Source organism: Mesorhizobium sp. CA6, from assembly GCF_020165035.1.
Taxonomy (GTDB): domain Bacteria; phylum Pseudomonadota; class Alphaproteobacteria; order Rhizobiales; family Rhizobiaceae; genus Mesorhizobium.
Genome location: NZ_JAIUHI010000002.1, coordinates 216179 through 233552 on the forward strand (window position 1 = coordinate 216179; position 17374 = coordinate 233552).

A 17374-nucleotide genomic window follows, 5' to 3' on the forward strand; every position below is an offset into this window, starting at 1 on the left:
AGAAGTGACGGCGCTTCTTCTGCGGTGGTTGGAGTTTGGAACGATCGACAAGCAGATCGCAGGCGCCTGTGGCTTATTGCCGGTAGGGCAGCGCTATATAATAGTTCATGAGCCGAAGTTCGACGCCAATCGCTTCGTCTTGATGTGGGAACCGGTTTGCCAGCACGGCTGTTCGTTAAGTATGGCGCCCGTGGCCTCACCGCCTCGCAAACTTGTGGGTCCATACCTCAAACCCATAAAGCCGCCAAAAGGCTGGTACTAAGCCAGTCGTTGACTCCAGCCCCCTGAACCCTCTAAATCCTGACCCAGACGGTCTTCTCCCGGCAAAGGGAGGAGCCAAGAGGGAATGCGGTGCGGGCCAACACCCAAATCCGCGGCTGTCCCCGCAACTGTAAGCGACGAGCCTCTGCCGAAAACCACTGGGATGTTCCCGGGAAGGCGGCATTCAGGGTGACGACCCGCGAGCCAGGAGACCTGCCGTCTGAGACTTTAAGTATCCGAATGCCCGGCGGGTTTTCCGGGCAAGGAGCATGGTTTTGGATCGCAACGGCAGTTTCCCGGCAAACAGTGCGGACATTCCGTCCGAGCCCGATGCTTTGGCTGGCGTCACCGTCGTCGTCTGCTCATCCTGCCGCGACGACACCGGGTCGGATGCGCATCCGCGCGCCGGCGCGCTGCTTGCCGAAGACGCGCGTCGGGCTGCTTGCGGCGAAAAGATCGACATCCGTAGCGTCGAATGCCTCGGCAACTGCAAGCGCCGGCTAAGCGCCGCGCTGCTGCGCGACGGCTGCTGGAGCTACGTCTTCGGCGATCTGGACACCGCCAGCGGCGCCGACCTCGTCGCCGGCGCAAAGCTCTTCGCCACCTCGACCGATGGCCTCATCCCCTGGCGGGGCCGGCCCGATTCTCTCAAGCGCGGCCTGGTTGCCCGCATCCCTCCCCTCGACATGCTGAAGGACCGACCATGAACGCATCCGTTTCCCGTGTTCCCTGCACCGTCGTCACCGGCTTTCTCGGCGCCGGCAAGACGACGCTGATCCGCAACCTGCTCGAGAACGCCAAGGGCAAGCGGCTGGCGATCATCGTCAACGAGTTCGGCGATGTCGGCATCGATGGCGAGATCCTGAAGGGCTGCGGCGTCGACACCTGCCCGGAGGAAAACATCGTCGAGCTCGCCAATGGCTGCATCTGCTGCACCGTCGCCGACGATTTCGTGCCGGCGCTCGATCAGATCCTGTCGCTCAACCCCAAGGTCGATCACATCCTGATCGAGACCTCGGGCCTCGCTCTGCCGAAGCCGCTGGTGCAGGCGTTCCAGTGGCCGAGCGTGAAGAGCCGCGTGACGGTCGATGGCGTCATCGCCGTGGTCGACGGCCCGGCGCTCGCCGACGGCCGCGTCGCTTCCGACATGGACGCGCTGCAGGCGCAGCGTGCGGCGGACGATTCGCTCGACCATGACGATCCGGTCGAGGAGGTATTCGAGGACCAGATCGCCTGCGCCGACCTGATCATCCTGTCGAAGAGCGACCTGATGGATGCGGCAGGCTCCGCCCGTGCCAACGCCGTCATCGGTGAGCATGTGGCGCGCGCCGTGAAAGTCGTGCCGACAGCGCAGGGCAAGGTTGACCCGTCTGTGTTGCTCGGCCTTGGCCTTGCAGTGGAGGACGACATCGAGAACCGCAAGACCCATCACGACGACGAGCTCGACCACGAGCATGACGATTTCGATTCCTTCGTCATCGATATCCCCTCGATCGCCAATCCCGACGAACTGGCCAAGCGCGTCGCCCTTGCCGCCGAGCAGGAAAACGTGCTGCGCGTCAAAGGTTTCGTCGAGGTCGGCGGCAAGCCGATGCGGCTCCTGCTGCAGGCCGTCGGCCCGCGCGTCAATCACTATTACGACCGCGCCTGGACGGCCGAGGACGATCGCCGCTCGCGGCTCGTCGTCATCGGCCTCAAGGGGCTGAACCGTCCGGAGATCGAGCGTATCCTCGCCGGCTGAGGCCAACACGAAAAAGCGATGCACATCCTCGCCACCACATCCGCTTCGCTCGACGATCTCGCCGAGCCGATCGACCTCAGGCAGACGCCTGCGGATGTGGTGGCCCTGTCCTTCACCGACAGCGATCTCGCCGGCTTGGCCACGGCCTGGAAGGCGGATGCGGAGCGGCTGCCGTCGATGCGGCTTGCGGCGCTGCGCGACCTTCGCCACCCGATGTCGGTGGACCTGTGGATCGACAGCGTCGCCCGCCACGCCAGGGTCATCCTCGTCCGCATCCTCGGCGGCTATGACTGGTGGCGCTATGGCTGTGACCAGCTCGCCGCGGTGGCGCGCGAACGCGGGATCAAGCTGGCATTGCTGCCCGGCGAAAGCCATGACGAGGACCTGCGGTTGGTCGAAGGCTCGACCCTGCCGCGCGCCGAGCTGGACGTGTTGCTCGGCTATTTCCGCGAAGGCGGTCCGGCCAATATGAGCGCGCTGGTGCAAAGGCTGGCAAGGCTCGCCGGGTCGGATGCGGCCGTGGCCGAACCGGTCAGCGTGCCGAAGGCGGGGTATTATGAGCCGGGATTGGGAGTTGTCGAAAAGCCTACACTTTCAAAGGTCGGCGATCCTTCGCACCCCCCTCTGTCCTGCCGGACATCTCCCCCGCAAGGGGGGAGATCAGCCCTCACCCCAGCCGGCTCTATCTCTGCTTCGTCAAATATCGAGCTAGCTGAAACATCTACGGTTGGCGAAACCGTCGACCACAGAGCAATCTCCCCCCTTGCGGGGGAGATGTCCGGCAGGACAGAGGGGGGGGCGACGGAACTCAACGTTGACAACCTCAGCACCCCGGTCATCCCTATCCTCTTCTATCGCTCCATGCTGCTTGCCGCCGATGTGGCACCGATCGACGCACTCGTTGACGCCCTGTGTTCGCAAGGCCTAGCGCCCGTACCGATCTTCGTCTCCAGCCTCAAAGACGCGGCATCCCTGGCCTTCGTCGAAACCGCCCTCACCTCCCTGAACCCCGCCGCAATCGTCACCGCCACCGCCTTCGCCTCCGGCGCGGAACCCGGTGCCGAGACCCTCTTCGACCGCGCCGGTGTGCCCGTCTTCCAGGTCATCGTCGCCACGACGAGGCGCGAGGTCTGGGAAAAGAACCAGCGCGGCCTGGCGCCCGCCGACCTTGCCATGCATGTCGTGCTGCCCGAGCTCGACGGCCGCATCCTCGCCGGCGCGGTCTCGTTCAAGGGCGAGGTCGAGACCGATCCGGCGCTCGCCTTCCGCGCCTTCGCCAATCGGCCCGAGGCGGATCGCGTGGCGCAGGTGGCCAAGCGGATCGCGGCGTTTATTCGCCTGCAGCGGACGGAGCGGGCCAAACGCAAGCTCGCGATCCTGATCCCTGATTATCCGAGCGCGCCCGGACGTACAGGTTATGCCGTTGGGCTTGATGTGCCGTCGAGCGTGCTCGCCATGCTGCAGGACCTGAAGGAACAAGGCTATGCGGTTGAAGGGATTCCGCTATCGCCGCGCGAACTGCTCGATGCGCTGGAGGTGGGTGGGCACGGCCTCTCCGTAGGGGACTACTCTGCCTTTTCGGTCGAACTCCCGAGGGAAGCGCGCGATGCAGTAGAGGCCGCGTGGGGCAAGGCAAAAGGGATAGGTTCGCGCGAGGCCCCCCTCTCTGTCCTGCCGGACATCTCCCCCTCAGGGGGGGAGATTGCCCTGTCACTACCGCTTTCGCCAATCGGCAGTGTTGTAGGTGGAGCGCCGGCGCCCGAACTGCCAATCTCCCCCCTAGAGGGGGAGATGTCCGGCAGGACAGAGGGGGGCGCGACAGAACGCCAGCCTTGGCAGCTAGCGGGTGAAACAACCTTCCCCTTCCGCGCCGCGACCTTCGGCAACGTCACCGTGGCGCTGGCCCCCGACCGCGGCCGCTCGGCCGACCGCCGCGCCGACTATCACGACCCGACGCTGCCCCCGCGCCGCGAGCTGATCGCTTTCGGCCTCTGGCTGCAAAAATCGCTCGGCGTGCATGCCATCATCCATGTCGGCGCGCATGGCACGCTGGAATGGCTACCGGGCAAGACGGTGGCCCTCTCCGGAACCTGCTTCCCCGAGATCGTCACCGGATCGCTGCCCGTCATCTATCCCTTCATCGTCTCCAATCCAGGCGAAGCGGCGCAGGCCAAGCGCCGCATTTCGGCCCTCACCCTCGGCCATCTGCCGCCGCCGCTGACCGGCGCCGGCCTCGACGAGGCGCAACAGAAACTCGAGCGGTTGGTCGACGAATATGCGCAGGCCGACGGCCTCGACCGCCGCCGCCGCGACCGTCTGGCCAAATTGATTGTCGAGACGGCGCAAAAGACTGGCCTTGCGTCCGAAGCCGGCGTTGCCGGCACAGACGCTCCGGACGAAGCGCTGCGCCGCATCGACGCCTGGCTCTGCGACCTCAAGGATTTCGCCGTGAAGGACGGGCTGCATGTCTATGGCCGCGCGCCGGAGGACGAGGCCGATCCGCTGCGCCGGCAAAGCGCGGACGCGGAAAAAGCAGCCCTGCTTGCCGCGCTCGACGGCCGTCACGTCAAGGCGGGTCCCGCCGGCGCCCCGGCGCGTGGCCGCTCCGACGTGCTGCCCACCGGCCGCAACCTCTTCACCTCCGATCCGCGCACAATGCCGACGCCAACCGCCTATGACCTCGGCCAGGCGGCGGCGGAGGAAGTGGTGCGCAGCTATATGCAAAGCCATGGCGACTGGCCGCGCTCGCTGGTCATCGACCTCTGGGGTTCCGCCTCGTTGCGCACCGGCGGCGAGGAGATCGCGCAAGGTCTGGCTCTGATGGGCTGCCGGCCGCAATGGGATGCCGCCACCGGCCGCGTCACCGGCATCGAGGTGCTGCCGCCGGCCGCGCTCGGCCGCCCGCGCGTCGACGTCACCTGGCGCATCTCCGGCCTGTTCCGCGACATGTTCCCGACCCAGATCGCGTTGGTCGACACCGCTGCCAACGCGGTCGCCAGCCGCGACGAGGACGATACCGAGAACCCGCTCGCCGCAGCGACGCGCGCTCAGGGGAAGATCAGTCCGCGCATTTTCGGCACCTCACCGGGAACTTATGGCGCCGGCGTCGAGGACTTGCTGTCGCGCGGCGAATGGGGCGCGCGCGAAGAGATCGGCCGCGCCTATCTCGACGCCACCTCGCACGCCTATGGCGGCGCCGACGGCGAGGGGATTTCTGCGCCCGGCGCTTTCGAAGGCCGCATCGCCGAAGCCGATCTTCTCGTCCACACCGGCGACGATCCGGGCCGCGACATCCTCGAAGGCTCGGCCGACGTCGCCTTCATCGGCGGCTTTTCGGCCGCCCTTGCAGCGCTCGGCAGGAATGCCGACGTCATCGTGCTAGACACGACCGACCCGAAAAAGCCGAAGCCGCGTTCGGTCGGCGAAGCGGTATCGCGCGTGGTCCGCGCCCGCGCCGTCAACCCGCGCTTCATCGCCGGCCAGATGCGCCACGGCCCGCGCGGCGCCTCTGAATTCGCCGAGACGGTCGACCGTCTGGTCGGCTTCGCGGAGACTACCCATGCCATTTCGGGCGCGCTGATCGAGGCGGTGCATGACGCCTATGTTGGCGACCCGGAGGTTCGCGCCTTCATCCTGCGCGAGAATCCGGCGGCGGCGAAGGTCATCGCCGAGCGGCTTCTCTCCGCGCGACGTCGCGGCCTGTGGCACCCGCTGCGCAATTCCATCGACGACGACCTCGCGGCCTTGATTGCCGAGGCCCAGGCAGGTGGAGTGGCGGCATGAACGCGTTTTCGCGCCGTGGCGCTTGCCCTGCTCTAAGCGCGCCGATGCAGACCGGCGACGGGCTGCTGGTGCGGCTCAACCCAGTCGCTGGAGGAATTTCGCCGAAGTCGCTGATCGGGCTCGGCGAATCCGCTTTGCGCCACGGCAACGGCATCATGGAGGTGACTGCGCGCGGCAGCCTGCAGATCCGCGGGCTGACGGCCGAAAGTGCCCGGTTGCTGGCGGACGAAGTGGATGCGCTGGGCATCGCGGTGCGCAGTGGCGTTCCGGTCGAGACCGGACCGCTGGCGGGAATCGATCCAGAAGAGAACGCCGATCCGCGGCCGGTGGCGGAGCGGATCAGGGCGGCGATCGAGGAAGCCGGGTTGACGCCGCGGTTGGGGCCGAAGGTGTCGGTGGTTGTCGACGGCGGCGGACAGCTGACGATAGATGCGGTGACGGCCGATGTGCGACTGAAGGCCGTATGGGCTGGCGATGATGTTCTTTGGAGCCTGTCGATTGCCGGCGACGGGCGCAGTGCAAGGCCGCTCGCGACGGTCGATGCTGATGCTTCCCGCGATATTGCTGTGGCGGCGTTGAGGATGGTGGCTGAGCGAGGTCGTGAGGCCCACGCAAGAGATTTGTCTGAGAGACAGCTCAATTCACTCGCACGTTGGCATTCCGTCACACCCCCCTCTGTCCTGCCGGACATCTCCCCCGCAAGGGGGGAGATTGACCTGTCATCAGCGCTTTCGCCAATCGGCAAGGTCGAGCCTAGCGCCAAGTCTGCAGGTGGAGAACCGTCGCCGAAACTGCCAATCTCCCCCCCTGCGGGGGAGATGTCCGGCAGGACAGAGGGGGGTGTGAAGAAACGCCAGCCTAAGACCCATCCCATTGGCACCTTCGCTCTCACGGACGGCCACGCCCTAGGCATCGCCCTGCCCTACGGCAGCATGCCGGCGCAAAACCTCATCGATCTCGCCACCCAAGCCGCGAACCTCGGCGCCTCCGAAATCCGCCTCGCCCCAGGCCGAGCCCTGCTCTTTCTCGGTCTCTCCGCCCCCTCCACGCTCCAATCCTCCGCCGCCGCGCTCGGCTTCGTCACCGACCCCGCCGATCCGCGCACCCGCATCGCCGCCTGCCCCGGCACGCCGGCCTGCGCGTCCGGCCGCATCGCCACCCGTGCCATCGCCGAAACGATCGCAAAAGAAAGCGCGGACCTTCTCGACGCCTCGCTGTCTCTCCACATCTCCGGCTGCGCCAAGGGCTGCGCGCATCCCGGCACCGCTGCGCTCACCCTGGTCGGCGACGAAAACGGAGCCGGACTTGTCGTGGACGGGACTGCGAAGGCTCTTCCTGCCGCGTACAGGCCGGGCTATGACGCCGCGCGCGGGGTCGCCGGCATCCTTGCCGCGATCCGCGACGGAAGACATCAGGGCGAAACCGCCGCCGCCTGCCTGGCAAGGCTTGGCGCGGCCGGCATCGCCGAACTCTATCGACGGAACCAGTGAATGGCCGCCTACGACTATATCCATGACGGTACGGCGATCTACGAGCGGTCTTTCGCCATCATCCGCGCCGAGGCGGATCTGTCGCGCTTTTCAGAGGCAGAAGCCGATGTCGCGATCCGCATGATCCATGCCTGCGGCCAGGTTGAAGCCGCCAGCCATTTCGTCTTCTCGAATAATTTCGTTGCCGCCGCCCGGACCGCGCTCGCCGCCGGCGCGCCGATGTTCTGCGATGCCGAGATGGTGGCGCACGGCGTCACCCGCGCCCGTCTGCCGGCCGGCAACGAGGTGATATGCACGCTGCGCGACCCGCGCACGCACGACATCGCCAAGCAAATCGGCAACACCCGCTCGGCCGCCGCGATCGACCTCTGGGGCGAGCGCATGGCCGGCTCTGTCGTCGCCATCGGCAACGCGCCGACCGCGCTCTTCTATCTGCTTGAGAAGCTGCGCGACGGCGCGCCGAGGCCGGCCGCGATCATCGGCATGCCTGTGGGCTTCGTGGGTGCTGCCGAATCCAAGGATGCGCTGGCCGAAAATTCCTACGGCGTGCCCTACGCCATCGTGCGCGGCAGGCTGGGCGGCAGCGCCATGACCGCCGCCGCGCTCAACTCTCTGGCGAGGCCCGGCCTGTGAACGCGATCGTGAAAGGCCGTCTGGTCGGCGTCGGCACCGGCCCCGGAGATCCGGAGCTTCTGACACTGAAGGCGGCGCGCGCGTTGGCAGAGGCGGACGTCGTCGCGTATTTCGCCAAGCGCGGCAACAACAGCAATGCGCGTGCCATCGTCGAGGCGCGCTTCCGGCCGGACATGATCGAGCTGCCGCTGCTCTATCCGGTGACGACGGAGATCGACAAGGATCACGGCGACTACCGCGCGCAGATCGCCGATTTCTACGAGCAATCGGCCGAACAGGTGGCCGAGCATCTCGGCGCCGGCAGGATCGTGGCGGTGCTGTCGGAGGGCGATCCGCTCTTCTACGGCTCCTACATGCATCTGCATGTGCGCCTGGCGCACCGCTTCCCGACCGAGGTCATCCCCGGCATCACCGCCATGTCCGGCTGTTGGTCCGCCACCGGCCTGCCGATCGTCCAGGGCGACGACGTGCTGAGTGTGCTGCCCGGCACGATGAGCGAGTTCGAGCTGACCCGCCGCCTCGCCGACACCGATGCGGCCGTCATCATGAAGGTCGGCCGCAACCTGCCAAAAATCCGCCGCGCGCTGGAAGCGACCGGCAAGCTGGCGAAGGCCGTCTATGTCGAGCGCGGCACCATGCCGGGCAGCGTCTCGATGCGGCTTGCCGAAAAGCCGGACGACAAGGCGCCCTATTTCGCCATCGTGCTGGTTGCCGGCTGGTCGGCTCGCCCAGGGACCAAGCCGTGAGCGGCCGCCTTACCGTCATCGGTCTCGGACCCGGCAATGCCGACCAGGTCACGCCGCAGGCTGCCAATGCCGTCGCCGAGGCTTCCTTCTTCTATGGCTACAAGCCCTATCTCGACCGGCTGGAACTGCGGCCGGACCAGACCCGCATCGCCTCCGACAACCGCGAGGAACTCGCCCGCTCCAACGAAGCGCTGGCCAAGGCCGCAGAAGGCCACAATGTCGCCGTCGTTTCCGGCGGCGATCCCGGCGTTTTCGCCATGGCCGCGGCCGTTTGCGAGGCGATCGAAGCCGGCCCTGAAGAATGGCGTGCCATCGACATCTCGGTTGTCCCGGGCGTGACTGCAATGCTCGCCGTCGCCGCCCGCATCGGCGCACCGCTCGGCCATGATTTCTGCGCCATCTCGCTCTCCGACAATTTGAAGCCGTGGGAGCTGATCGAATTGCGCCTGCTGGCAGCGGCCGGCGCCGGCTTCGTCATCGCGCTCTACAATCCCATCAGCAAGGCTCGCCCCTGGCAGCTTGGCCGCGCCTTCGAATGCCTGAAGGCGATCCTGCCCGGCACCACGCCGGTGATCTTCGGCCGCGCTGCCGGCCGGCCTGACGAGCGTATCGAAGTCTCTCTGCTGGCGGATGCCGATGCGGCAAAAGCCGACATGGCGACCTGCATCATCATCGGCTCGCCGGAGACCCGCATCATCAAGCGCGGCGAAAAACCAGCGCTGGTCTACACGCCGCGTTCTGCAACGGCGTCGAAAAGATGATCGACCTTTGCCGCCAGCGCATCGACGGTCTCAGTCGAAGGAACGTCCGGCAAAGGCGGTCGGCGGATCATGATCACTTCGATGCCGAGCGCCCGCGCAGCGGCGATCTTGCCATAGGTCCCCTCGCCGCCGCTGTTCTTGGAAACGACGGCATCAATGCCGTATTCTTCGAGCAACGCCCTTTCGTCCGCTTCCGGAAACGGTCCACGCGCCAGCAAGTAGAGCGCATCGGGCACGCCAAGCTCCGGCTCGACCGGATCGACACTGCGGATCAGATAACGGTGCTGCGGAGCGGCCTCGAACGCGCCCGCCTCCTGCCGGCCGATCGCCAGGAAGACGCGACGCGGCGCCGTGCCGAGCGCACGTGCCGCCTCGGTGACATTGTCAACCAGCGTCCAGCGATCACCCGTCACGGGTTCCCAGCCGGGACGGCGCAGCGCCAGGATCGGCACGTCCGTCTGCCTTGCCGCTTCGGCGGCATTGGCCGAAATACGCGCGGCGTATGGATGCGTGGCGTCGATCAGCAGATCGACCTGTTCTTCCCGAAGATAGGCAGCCAGCCCATCTGCGCCGCCAAAGCCGCCGACACGCACCGGCACGCCTTGCGCGATCGGGCTTTTGGTGCGGCCGGCAAGCGACAGCGTGACCGACAAATCGGAGCGGCGGACGAGCTTCCTGGCCAATTGCCGGGCTTCCGTCGTTCCGCCGAGGATCAGGATATGGTGGGTCATCATGCCTGCTAAGGGTCCCCGCGCTGCCAGGCCCGCCTCAAAGTGGCTCACCATCGTCGGCATCGGCGAGGACGGTGTAGCGGGTCTCGGCGACGAGGCCAAGCAGCGCATTGCGCAGGCGGACGTCGTCTTCGGCGGCAAGCGGCATCTCAGCCTTGTCGCGTCGCTGGCCAAGGGCGAAACCCGCTCATGGCCGACGCCCTTCGATGCCGAAATGCGCGACGTGCTGGAGCTCAAGAGCAAAAAAATCTGCGTGCTCGCGTCCGGCGATCCTTTTTTCCATGGCGTCGGTGTCACGCTGGCACGCAAGATCAAGCCGGATGAGATGCTCGTCCTGCCGGCGCCCTCGTCTCTGTCGCTGGCAGCGTCCCGTCTCGGCTGGGCATTGCAGGACGTGGAGACCATCTCGCTGCACGGCCATTCGATCGATCTGATCCGGCCCCTGCTCCATGCCAGCGCGCGCATCCTGGCGCTCACCTCCGACGCCGACGCGCCGGCGGCTATCGCCGCACTGCTCGACGAGCTCGGTTTTGGCCCTTCGCGACTGACGGTCCTCGAAGCACTCGGTGGGCAGGATGAGGCACGCCGCACCGCTCGCGCCGAAGCCTTCGATCTCGAAAACGTCAATCCGCTCAACGTGCTGGCGATTGAAATTGAATCAACACCGGATGCCCGCGTCCTGCCTCTGACCGTCGGCCTTGCCGATCACCTGTTCGAACATGACGGCCAGATCACCAAGCGCGAGATCCGCGCCATCACGCTGTCGGCACTGGCGCCGCGGCGCGGCGAATTGCTCTGGGATATCGGCGCCGGCTCGGGCTCGATCGGTATTGAATGGATGCTGGCGCATTCCTCGCTGCGCGCCATCGCCATCGAGGCTAACGCAGAACGCGCCGCCCGCATCTACCGCAACGCCGCGCATTGCGGCGTGCCCGGCCTCGTCGTGATCGAGGGCGCCGCGCCGAAGGCGCTGGCAAAATTGGAGACGCCCGATGCCATCTTCATCGGCGGCGGCGGCAGCGATGCCGGGGTGCTGGAGAAGGCAATCAAGGCGCTGCGTCCCGGCGGCCGGCTGGTTGCCAATGCGGTGACGCTGGAGATGGAGGCGCTGTTGCTCGACCAGCACAACAGGCGTGGCGGCGACCTGACCCGCATCGCGCTGTCGCGCGCGGCGCCTGTCGGCTCGATGCAGGCGTGGCGACCGGCCATGCCGGTCACGCAGTGGAGCTGGGTCAAGCCATGATGGTCGCAGGTATCGGCAGCCGCAAAGGTGTGACGGCGGGCGACGTTCGCGCCGCGATCGAGACCGCGCTTGAGGCGCATGGGCTTACGATGACGGCGCTTTCTGCATTGGCGACGGGTGAAATCAAGCGCGATGAGCCGGCGATCTTCCTTGCCGCCCGAGACCTCGACCTCCCCGTGCTCGTCATCTCCGACGCCGCACTGCAATCCGTCTCGTCCGGCACAGTCAGTCGCTCCGACGCGTCGCAGGCCCAGGCCGGCACGCCTTCGGTTTCGGAAGCCTCGGCCCTGGCCGCGGCCGGAAAAGGTGCGAAACTGTTTGGACCGCGCATCGTGCTCGGTCCGGTCACCTGCGCCATCGCCATCAGCGGAGATGCGCCATGACCGTCCATTTCATCGGCGCCGGCCCGGGCGCCGCCGATCTCATCACCTTGCGCGGCGCCCGGCTGCTGGCCAGTTGCCCGGTCTGCCTCTATGCCGGCTCGATCGTCGCGCCGGAACTGCTCGAGCATTGCGCGCCAGGCACCAAATTGATCGACACCGCGCCGATGTCGCTTGACGAGATCGAGGCCGAATATGTCGCCGCGCACAAGGCCGGCCACGACGTCTCGCGCCTGCATTCCGGCGATCTTTCGGTGTGGAGCGCGGTGGCCGAACAGATCAGGCGCCTGGAAAAGCACGGCATCCCTTACTCGCTGACCCCAGGCGTGCCCTCTTTCGCGGCAGCGGCGGCAGCACTTCGCCGCGAGCTCACCATTCCCGAGCTCGCGCAAAGCCTGGTGCTGACCCGCGTCTCCGGCCGCGCCTCGAAAATGCCGCCGGGCGAGACGCTGGCCGGCTTCGGCCGCACCGGCGCCACGCTTGCCATTCATCTCGCCATCCATGCCATCGACCGCATCGTGGCGGATCTGACCCCGCTTTACGGCGCCGAATGTCCGGTCGCGGTCGTCTTCCGCGCCTCCTGGCCAGACGAGCGCATCCTGACCGGCACGCTGGGCACCATCGAAGCGCAACTGGCGGAGAGCCCGATGGAACGCACCGCGATCATCTTCGTCGGCAGCGCTCTCGCCGCGCACGATTTCGGCGAAAGCTCATTGTACGACGCCCACTACCAGCGGCGTTTTCGCGGACGGGACGGATTGTGAACGGCGGCGCCAATATGAACGGACGGGCTAATGTGGAGCAGGCGCTGGCGCGGCTGAACTTCAAGCCGCGCGAGCTTGAGCCAGGCCATGTCTGGCTGGCAGGCGCCGGCCCCGGCGACCCCGGCTGCCTGACGCTGGAGGTGCTGGCGGCACTTGGGCAATGCGATGCGCTGGTCTATGACGCGCTGGTCTCGCCCGACGTCGTGGCGGTAGCTCAAGGTGCCGAGCTTTTCTACGCCGGAAAACGCGGCGGCCAGCCTTCGATGAAACAGGACGACATCAACGCCCTGCTGGTGCGGCTGGCGCGCGAAGGCCGCCGTGTCGTGCGTCTCAAGGGCGGCGACCCCTATATTTTCGGCCGCGGCGGCGAAGAGGCTCTGGCGCTCGCAGGCGAAGGAATTCCGTTCCGGGTGCTCTCCGGCCTGACCTCGGGCCTCAGCGCGCTGGCCGCCACCGGCATTCCGGCCACCATGCGCGGCATCAACAAGGCCGTGATCCTCGCCACCGGCCACGCCGCCGGCACCGATGACGATGTCGACTGGACCGCGATCGCCCGCACCGGACAGCCGGTCGTCGTCTATATGGGCATGGCCAATTTGCCGGTGATCGCGGCAAAGCTGCTCGAGGGCGGCCTCGCGCCATCGACCCCGGCCGCCGTGATCGTGGCGGCAACCACGCCGCAGGAGCGCATCGTGGTCGCCACGCTCGCCAACATCGCTGACGAGGCCGCGGCCGCCGGGCTCGCTTCGCCGGCGCTGATCGTTGTCGGCGGCATCGTCGCCATGCGCGCGGCACTGACGGGCGGCGCATGACGGCGCGCGCAATCATCGTCGGCGCGCCGCGCTCCGGCTCGGGCAAGACCAGCGTCACCATCGGCCTGTTGCGTGCGCTTGCGCGGCGCGGGCTGAAAGTGCGCGGCGCGAAGTCCGGACCAGACTATATCGACCCGGGCTTCCACGCCGCCGCGACCGGCCTGTCAGGCGTCAACCTCGACAGCTGGGCGATGTCGCCTTCTCTGCTCAATGCGCTAGCGGCCGAAGCCGCGGACGACGCCGAATACATTATCCTTGAAAGCGCGATGGGTCTGTTCGACGGCATCCCCGCGCCGCAAGGCCGCTCCGGCTCGGCTGCCGATCTCGCCCGCCTCTACGGCCTGCCTGTACTTCTGGTGCTCGACGTTTCCGGGCAGTCGACCACGGCGGCGGCAGTGGCCAAGGGGTTTGTCACCTACGATCCGGACGTGCGCATGGCCGGTGTCATTCTCAACCGGCTCGGCAGCGAACGCCATCGCCGCCTGTCCGGCGACGCCATCGAGGCGATCGGCCTGCCCGTGGTCGGCGCCATCCTGCGCGATCCGACGCTCAACCTGCCGGAGCGGCATCTCGGCCTCGTCCAGGCCGGCGAATACGAGAACCTGATGGCGCATCTCGACCGGCTGGCCGACATGGTCGAGAAGTCGCTCGACATCGACGCCATCCTGGCGCTGGCCACCCCGCTGGAACCGGCGACCGGCGATTTTGGCGATGCCTTGCAGCCGCCCGGACAGCGCATCGCGCTGGCGGAAGACGCCGCCTTCACCTTCCTCTATCCGCATGTCGCCACGCATTGGCGCAAGGCAGGCGCCGAGATCGTGCCTTTCTCGCCGCTTGCCGACGAGGCGCCCTCGCCGGACTGCGATGTCTGCTGGCTGCCCGGCGGCTATCCCGAGCTGCATGCCGGCAAGCTCGCGGCCGCGATCAACTTCCAGGCAGGAATGGCGCGCTTTGCGGCGGCAAAGCCGGTTCACGGCGAGTGCGGCGGCTTCATGGTGCTGGGCGAAGTGCTGGAAGACGCGGAGGGCGAGAGCCACAAGATGCTTAGCCTGCTTGGCCATTCGACCAGCTTCGCCAAACGCAAGATGAATCTCGGCTATCGCGAGGCGCGGCTGCGCGCCGCCTGTCCGTTGGGGCCGGAGGGCACGCGGATCCGCGGTCACGAATTCCACTACGCGCAGATGCTTGCTGCCGGCAATGACGAGCCCTTGGCCGATCTCGCCGACGGCCAGGGCAATCCGCTCGGCGCCTCCGGCTACCGGCGCGGCCATGTCAGCGGCACCTTCTTCCATGCCATTGCGAGGAGCGCATGAGCGGCCCTTCCGCGCCCCGGCAAGTGCTTGACGATATCGGCCTCAGCCTCGTCTTCTTCACCAGATTGAGATTGCCCTCAAGCGATTTCGGCGGCCGCAGCCTCGCGGATGCGATCTGGGCGGCGCCCTTCGCCGGTCTCGCCGTGGCGACCATCGGCGCACTCGTCTATGCGATCGCCGCCGTCTTCGGCCTCGCCACAGCACCGGCCGCGGCGCTCACGCTCGCCGCGACGATGCTCGTCACCGGCTGCCTGCACGAGGACGGGCTTTCAGATATCGCCGACGGCTTTTGGGGCGGCAGGACGCGCGACAGGAAATTGGAGATCATGCGCGACAGCCGCATCGGCGCCTATGGCGCTGCAGCGCTTGGGCTGTCACTGCTCATCCGCTGGAGCGCTCTTTCCGAACTCGCCGGTCCAGGCCACGTCTTCCTGGCGCTGCTTGCCGCGCATGCCGGCTCGCGCGGCCTGTTCGGCGCCTTTATGCATCTTCTGCCGCCGGCCCGCAGCGACGGTCTGTCGGCGGGCGCAGGCACCGTCACCACCGAGACCGCCGTCATAGGTGCTGCGCTTGGTGCCGTGGCGCTGCTGGCGCTCGGCCTTGGCGGCACGATCGCGGCGCTGATCCTGCTCGGCCTGGTCTTCATGGCGTTCCGCGCTCTTTGCCTCAGCCAGATCGGCGGGCAGACCGGCGACACGATCGGCGCGCTGCAGCAGCTCGGCGAGATCGCCGTGCTGCTCGTCGCTTCCATCTGCCTTTCCTGATTCACTTTCGGAGACCTTGCCCCCATGAGCTTCAAATCCCTCGAAGACCTTCGCGCCGCCTGCCTCGACGTCCCGTCCGGCAGCGATGCGGCCGCCAGCGCCGTCGCGAGGCGCCAGGACACGCTGACCAAACCGCAGGGCAGTCTCGGCCGGCTGGAAGCGATCGCCGCTTGGCTCGGCCGCTGGCAGGCCCGCGACATGCCGAAGCTCGACCATGTGAAGGTCGTCGTCTTCGCCGGCAATCACGGCGTCACCGCGCAGGGCGTGTCGGCCTATCCTTCGGAAGTCACCGTACAGATGGTGGCGAATTTCGCCGGCGGCGGCGCGGCCATCAACCAGCTTGCCCGCATTGCCGGCGCCAAGCTCGACGTCATCCCGCTCGACCTCGACCATCCGACCGGCGATTTCACGCAAGTGCCGGCGATGGACGAAAAGGCGTTCCTCGCCGCCGTCTCGGCCGGCTACGACACGGTAACCAAGGATCTCGACCTCGTCTGCTTCGGCGAGATGGGCATCGGCAACACCACGCCGGCGGCGGCGATCTCGACGGCGCTTTTCGGCGGCGGCGCGGAAAAATGGACCGGCCGCGGCACCGGAGTCGACGATGCCGGGCTGCTGCGCAAGGTCGTGGCCATCGAGGCCGGCCTCAAGCGCCATCCCGATGCGCTCTCCGACCCGCTGAAGATCGCTGCCGCCCTTGGCGGGCGCGAGCTGGCGGCAATCCTCGGCGCCACGCTCGCCGCGCGCAAGAATAACGTGCCGGTGCTGCTTGACGGCTTCGTCTGCACCGCAGCCGCAGCACCTCTGGCGAGGCTGCATCCGACCGGCCTCGCCCACACCATCGCCGCCCATGTCTCGGCCGAAGCCGGCCACCGCCGCCTGCTCGAAGCGCTCGGCCTGCCGCCGCTGCTCGATCTCGGCATGCGGCTCGGCGAAGGCTCCGGCGCCTGCCTTGCCGTCAACATCGTGCGTTCGGCACTGGAATGCCACGCGAAGATGGCGAGCTTTGCCGAGGCCGGCGTTTCTGAAAAGTGAGGGGATTGGTCGCCCTTGCGCAATTTCTGTTTCTGCAAATCGGCTTAATATTATCTAAATTTAGCGGATTTGACGGCTGCACTGATCTGACGCCGGATCATTTAAAGATCCTCTTACCAACAATTGCAAATGATTTGTGATCATCCTCACAGATCAAACTCTGACGCCATGCCAAATCATACCTCGTTATTACCCAATAATTGAGGTTTCTTCAGAAAAGGAGGAAGGCATGGCTCGTTCAATTAGAGTACTCTACCGGGGAATGAAAGGTACAATTCGTCAGAACTTCAATTGGGACCCGATCAACCTAGACTCGGTGGTGATCATAACAGCAGCGGAATTTATACCTGCCTTCGGTGGCTTTGGTGGCGGACCGAAGACGCTTGGGCGCCCAAATCTTGGCTCAGCTAATATTTATGTGACCAATGTTGGCCCCCACGGCGTGGCCGGCGGGGAAGCAGGAGGCGTTGAATTCCTTCTTCATGTCGACTGGGACAACCCATTGGACATCGTTGCGACCATCACCGTTCTGGATGACATCGAGGAATTCTTCCAGGCGTAGCGGACATTTTCCGTGCGCTAGTGCGGCATTGGCACTTGCGGCTTGATCCTTCGATCGCCGGTTGGGCATCAATCGTCATGAGAGCTGTCTGACGGGCGATCGTTGCAGGTCTTGAGCTTTAACAGCTCAATCCGCCGCGAAGGCGGGCTAAAAAGGAGAAATACCATCGGAAAAAATGGTGGGTGTGCACAGGATCGAACTGTGGACCCGCTGATTAAGAGTCAGCTGCTCTACCAACTGAGCTACACACCCACACCGCCGGAAAACTCAGCGTCGGCGGCGCATATAGCCGCCGCTTTCGGCTGTGTCTAGGCCCTGCCGGATCATTTCCCGACAAATCGACACGGCATGATCG

General features: G+C 66.4%; 16 protein-coding genes, 1 tRNA gene and 1 riboswitch. Of the genes, 15 read left to right on the forward strand and 2 right to left on the reverse strand.

The genetic code is table 11. The features are described from left to right. The first annotated feature begins 293 nt into the window (after positions 1 to 293). Positions 294 to 497, forward strand: a riboswitch (cobalamin riboswitch). Between the two features lie 39 nt (positions 498 to 536). Genes LB526_RS03255 through LB526_RS03285 form a run of 7 tightly spaced genes read left to right on the forward strand, consistent with a single transcriptional unit; the run spans position 537 to position 9415 of the window. Continuing rightward, the gene (locus LB526_RS03255) at positions 537 to 968 is read left to right on the forward strand and encodes a DUF1636 family protein (protein WP_224626407.1); all 432 of its coding nucleotides are present in this window, start codon (positions 537 to 539) and stop codon (positions 966 to 968) included. Then, on the forward strand, positions 965 to 2002 hold the full coding sequence (gene cobW / locus LB526_RS03260; protein WP_224626067.1) for a cobalamin biosynthesis protein CobW: 1038 nt from the start codon (positions 965 to 967) through the stop codon (positions 2000 to 2002). The genes LB526_RS03255 and cobW overlap by 4 nt, the downstream gene beginning before the upstream one ends. An 18-nt stretch (positions 2003 to 2020) precedes the next feature. Further along, positions 2021 to 5785, forward strand: a complete 3765-nt coding sequence (locus tag LB526_RS03265) for a cobaltochelatase subunit CobN (RefSeq protein ID WP_224626069.1) — start codon at positions 2021 to 2023, stop codon at positions 5783 to 5785. Beyond that, positions 5782 to 7275 carry a precorrin-3B synthase gene (cobG, locus tag LB526_RS03270; RefSeq protein ID WP_224626071.1) on the forward strand — a complete coding sequence of 498 codons (1494 nt, stop codon included), beginning with the start codon at positions 5782 to 5784 and terminating at the stop codon, positions 7273 to 7275. Before LB526_RS03265 ends, cobG begins: the two co-directional genes overlap by 4 nt. Continuing rightward, a complete protein-coding gene (locus tag LB526_RS03275) occupies positions 7276 to 7908 on the forward strand; it encodes a precorrin-8X methylmutase (RefSeq protein ID WP_224626073.1) in 633 nt (210 codons plus the stop codon). It abuts the gene before it with no gap. Then, positions 7905 to 8654: a precorrin-2 C(20)-methyltransferase gene (locus LB526_RS03280; protein WP_224626074.1), complete on the forward strand. Its 750-nt coding sequence runs from the start codon at positions 7905 to 7907 to the stop codon at positions 8652 to 8654. The genes LB526_RS03275 and LB526_RS03280 overlap by 4 nt, the downstream gene beginning before the upstream one ends. Next, entirely contained in the window at positions 8651 to 9415 is a 765-nt protein-coding gene (locus LB526_RS03285) for a precorrin-3B C(17)-methyltransferase (protein ID WP_224626076.1), read from the forward strand. Before LB526_RS03280 ends, LB526_RS03285 begins: the two co-directional genes overlap by 4 nt. On the opposite strand, the gene LB526_RS03290 is transcribed toward LB526_RS03285, so the two are convergent. Next, on the reverse strand, positions 9379 to 10146 hold the full coding sequence (locus LB526_RS03290; protein WP_224626409.1) for a cobalt-precorrin-6A reductase: 768 nt from the start codon (positions 10144 to 10146) through the stop codon (positions 9379 to 9381). The two genes, LB526_RS03285 and LB526_RS03290, sit on opposite strands and share 37 nt — an antisense overlap. Before the next feature lies 1 nt (position 10147). On the opposite strand from LB526_RS03290, the gene cbiE reads away from it, so the two are divergent. From cbiE to LB526_RS03330, 8 genes are all read left to right on the forward strand, one after another. Beyond that, on the forward strand, positions 10148 to 11389 hold the full coding sequence (gene cbiE / locus LB526_RS03295; protein ID WP_224626078.1) for a precorrin-6y C5,15-methyltransferase (decarboxylating) subunit CbiE: 1242 nt from the start codon (positions 10148 to 10150) through the stop codon (positions 11387 to 11389). After that, the gene (locus LB526_RS03300) at positions 11386 to 11772 is read left to right on the forward strand and encodes a cobalamin biosynthesis protein (RefSeq protein ID WP_224626079.1); all 387 of its coding nucleotides are present in this window, start codon (positions 11386 to 11388) and stop codon (positions 11770 to 11772) included. The genes cbiE and LB526_RS03300 overlap by 4 nt, the downstream gene beginning before the upstream one ends. Beyond that, the gene (gene cobM, locus LB526_RS03305) at positions 11769 to 12533 is read left to right on the forward strand and encodes a precorrin-4 C(11)-methyltransferase (RefSeq protein WP_224626080.1); all 765 of its coding nucleotides are present in this window, start codon (positions 11769 to 11771) and stop codon (positions 12531 to 12533) included. The genes LB526_RS03300 and cobM overlap by 4 nt, the downstream gene beginning before the upstream one ends. A gap of 14 nt (positions 12534 to 12547) precedes the next feature. After that, positions 12548 to 13345 (forward strand): uroporphyrinogen-III C-methyltransferase, encoded by a 798-nt coding sequence (gene cobA, locus LB526_RS03310; RefSeq protein WP_224626081.1) that lies wholly within the window; start codon positions 12548 to 12550, stop codon positions 13343 to 13345. Beyond that, positions 13342 to 14658: a cobyrinate a,c-diamide synthase gene (locus LB526_RS03315; protein ID WP_224626082.1), complete on the forward strand. Its 1317-nt coding sequence runs from the start codon at positions 13342 to 13344 to the stop codon at positions 14656 to 14658. The genes cobA and LB526_RS03315 overlap by 4 nt, the downstream gene beginning before the upstream one ends. Further along, complete coding sequence (gene cobS / locus LB526_RS03320) at positions 14655 to 15422, forward strand: adenosylcobinamide-GDP ribazoletransferase (RefSeq protein WP_224626083.1); 768 nt, start codon at positions 14655 to 14657, stop codon at positions 15420 to 15422. Before LB526_RS03315 ends, cobS begins: the two co-directional genes overlap by 4 nt. Positions 15423 to 15446: 24 nt before the next feature. Beyond that, on the forward strand, positions 15447 to 16457 hold the full coding sequence (gene cobT, locus LB526_RS03325; protein ID WP_224626084.1) for a nicotinate-nucleotide--dimethylbenzimidazole phosphoribosyltransferase: 1011 nt from the start codon (positions 15447 to 15449) through the stop codon (positions 16455 to 16457). Between the two features lie 229 nt (positions 16458 to 16686). After that, on the forward strand, positions 16687 to 17019 hold the full coding sequence (locus tag LB526_RS03330) for a hypothetical protein (RefSeq protein ID WP_224600876.1): 333 nt from the start codon (positions 16687 to 16689) through the stop codon (positions 17017 to 17019). 176 nt (positions 17020 to 17195) lie between these two features. Here the strand turns inward: LB526_RS03330 and LB526_RS03335 are convergent. Continuing rightward, positions 17196 to 17271: transfer RNA gene (locus LB526_RS03335), tRNA-Lys, on the reverse strand. Between the last annotated feature and the right edge of the window lie 103 nt (positions 17272 to 17374).